The organism is bacterium (assembly GCA_040757115.1).
Taxonomy (GTDB): domain Bacteria; phylum UBA9089; class CG2-30-40-21; order CG2-30-40-21; family SBAY01; genus JBFLXS01.
In genome coordinates this window covers 1-2,910 of record JBFLYA010000357.1, presented here as the reverse complement: position 1 = coordinate 2,910, position 2,910 = coordinate 1, and the positions used below count along the sequence as shown (strand labels likewise).

The window sequence follows — 2,910 nt, the reverse complement described above, 5'->3', positions numbered from 1 at the left end:
TAAGAATATTCCTAAACAAAAATATTGATTTTAAGGAAAGATTAAAGGGGAGGACAAAGAGATAAGGGAAGGATTTAAGGATGGGAGGTGTAATTATTACATAATCTCTCTAATCCTACTTCTGATGTGGGGTTAGAATAAGTCCGACCCTCACGAGATTTAAAGGAGGTGGTGAGAAAAAATAGAAATTGATTCGATAATTAAAAGTAGAAGGAGATTAAACTCCTTCAGCAAAAGGCTATATGAGGAGGTGTAAAAAAATGTTAGTAAAAATACTATTTAAGGTTACAATTTTCTCTCTTTGTTTGAATTTTGCTCTCTTATCTCAAGCTCAAGGAGAGGATAAGGAAAAAGCAAAAGAGCTCTTTCAAAAGGCGCTTGGTCTAAGAAGTGAAGTTCGCAATGCCTGTTCAGTAGAGGTGTTGAGACAGAAGGAATACTTTTACAGCAAGGCAATAGAGTTATATCCTGATTATGCTGAGGCACATAATAACTTAGGAGATGTCTACGAGAACCTCGAAAGATATGAAGATGCCATAACTCAATATCAGGAAGTAGTTAATAAACTAAGACCTGATGCCTCTGATCCCTATTTTGGTTTGGGTGATGTATATTTTAAGACAGGAAGGTATGAAGAAGCGAAAAGTTGGTATGAAAAAGGGCTCAAGTTAAACCCTGATAATAAATTATATCAATTATATCAAAAGAGGCTTTCTCATACAAAGGCTATTCTTAATGATATTGATAAATATGGTGTAATTCAGGCTGAAACTACAAGGGGTGTTTTAGGAAGAGTAACTACAAGAACCGTTGATGGTATCAGGGATACTTCAAAAATGGTATTTAGGATACACTTTGATTACAACAGATCTACAATATCCAAGCAAGCCATCCCTCAGCTTAATGAAATAGGAAAGGCGTTATCTTCTCAAAAGTTGGCAAAAGTCAAATTTAAGATAGCCGGCCATACTGATTCGCGTGGTTCAAGGGAATATAATCAAACCCTCTCTGAAAAAAGGGCTGAAAGTGTAAAGAAATATTTAATTGCCCACTTTTCTATTCCTGCGGAAAAACTTATTACTCGTGGCTATGGTGAAGACAGACCGGTTGTCAATGGAAATGATGAAGCCTCTTATGCTTTAAATCGCCGTGTGGAGATAGAAAGGGTAGAGGAAGAAGACTTACCAATTATTAATCCTCCAAGACTTTCTTTAAATGTAAGTTTCCTTTACGAAAAAGACGGTAAGCCAGCAAAGATGTGGAATAATATGACGCTTACCTCAAAAGATAACTACAAGGTTTACTTCAAACCTGAACAGCTATGCTATGTCTATATCTTCCAAAAGGATACCTCAGGAAAGATGACTCAACTATTTCCAAATGCAAAATTCACCCCTGAAAAGAATCCAGTAAAAAATATAGACTACTGGATTCCAAAACCTGACACATGGTTCTATCTTGATGAGACTATAGGTAAGGAGACAATCTTCCTGCTGGCTACTAAAGAACCTGCAGAAGATATTATCCATATCGCTTCCAGAGGAAGAAAAGATTCTGCCTCAGGAGAGATAGGGATAAATGAGGCTGAAGCTAGTGAAATTGAATTCCAAATCAAAACAAGAGGTTTGGGTGATATTAGACCAAAAAGTATACCGAATAAAAAACCATCTGAACTCCTGCCGGCGGAAGGAAGTTTTTATAAAGAGATTACTTTTTGGCATAAATGATTTTGGGGTAGTCTTAATCTATTATAAAGGTTAAAATAGTGTCCGAAAAGGAGATATGGAGATTATGGGGATTATGAAGATTAGAAGATAAATTCATTCTAAAATTTTGGAAATTACAATGAATAATCTTCATATCTCCCTTTATCTCCTTATCCCCTTTTTTACACCAAATCTGCATAGATTTCACTATTAGAGTTATTTTGAGACACCACCCAATTTTCGATTGCCAAAAATGGCTCAGTTTTCAATTGCCATTGACCCCATTGCTCCTTTTCTGTGCATCATCTTTTAAAAAAGGCAAATAAGATGGCCATTATAGCACCAATCTGGCCAAGATAGAAGATAAACATCCATCTTATTATGCTGGCGTAAGTAGCCTTTAATTCAACCCTTACCTCTGAAATTCTTTCATTAACATTAGAGACCTCCTCAGTTATTCTTTTGTCAAGTTTAGCTGTTTCTTCTGTTATTCTTTTGTCAAGTTTGACTTCAAGCATAGACACTTCCTCAGTTATTCTTTTGTCAATCTTTGAGGTTTCTTGAGTGATTCTTGTTTCAAACTTTCCCTCAAGGATGGCAAGGTCAGACCTTACTCCACTAATCTCCTGAGAGAGTCTTCTTTCAAACTTTTCTGCTGATAAGGTAATAACATCTTCTTTTACCCTTTCCTCTGATTTGTTAAGCACATCAATTAGAGAATCAATCCCATCTTCACCTAATTTTTCCCTTAATGGTTTTGGAATAGCAATAACTGGCATTTTTACACCTCCTGTATTTAAGTTTTATTCTAATTATACCAAATATCTCATCATTATGTCAATAAGATTTTAGTTTGGGCCTGTGATTCAGACACTGGACATCAGACACAAGACTATAGACTCTATTTATGCAGGAAATTAGTGACATTTGGGAAACCATCCTCAAAACTTCACTCCCTGAATTTTTGGTGGTGTCTGAAAATAACGCTAATAGTAAAATCTATGCAGATTTGGTGTAAAAAAGGGGATAAGGAGATAAAGAGATAAAGAAAGATATGGAGATTATTCATAGTAATTTGCAAAATTTCGACCTGTGCGGTTAGATTTTATGCTGCCAATTTGAGTTCTATCTTACCCTCTTCAAACCATCTTTTAGTTTCATTGTTTCTTACCATAGCAGTTATTGAGGCAAGAGTTACTGAACC

General features: G+C 35.6%; 3 protein-coding genes. 1 reads left to right on the top strand and 2 read right to left on the bottom strand.

Annotated features, from left to right (window positions below; genetic code table 11):
- Nucleotides 1-260: 260 nt before the first annotated feature.
- Nucleotides 261-1,727, top strand: coding sequence for an OmpA family protein (locus tag AB1422_18575; GenBank protein MEW6621306.1), 1,467 nt, complete (start codon nucleotides 261-263; stop codon nucleotides 1,725-1,727).
- A 13-nt stretch (nucleotides 1,728-1,740) separates the two neighbouring features.
- Here the strand turns inward: AB1422_18575 and AB1422_18570 are convergent, their stop codons facing one another.
- Nucleotides 1,741-1,905, bottom strand: a complete 165-nt coding sequence (locus AB1422_18570; protein ID MEW6621305.1) for a hypothetical protein — start codon at nucleotides 1,903-1,905, stop codon at nucleotides 1,741-1,743.
- 103 nt (nucleotides 1,906-2,008) lie between these two features.
- Nucleotides 2,009-2,485, bottom strand: coding sequence for a hypothetical protein (locus tag AB1422_18565; GenBank protein ID MEW6621304.1), 477 nt, complete (start codon nucleotides 2,483-2,485; stop codon nucleotides 2,009-2,011).
- Between the last annotated feature and the right edge of the window lie 425 nt (nucleotides 2,486-2,910).

Coding starts and splice junctions, on each gene's coding strand:
- AB1422_18570 (MEW6621305.1), bottom strand. CDS start 1,905: ATGCAGATTTGGTGTAAAAAAGGGGATAAGGAGATAAAGGGAGATATG.
- AB1422_18575 (MEW6621306.1), top strand. CDS start 261: ATGTTAGTAAAAATACTATTTAAGGTTACAATTTTCTCTCTTTGTTTG.
- AB1422_18565 (MEW6621304.1), bottom strand. CDS start 2,485: ATGCCAGTTATTGCTATTCCAAAACCATTAAGGGAAAAATTAGGTGAA.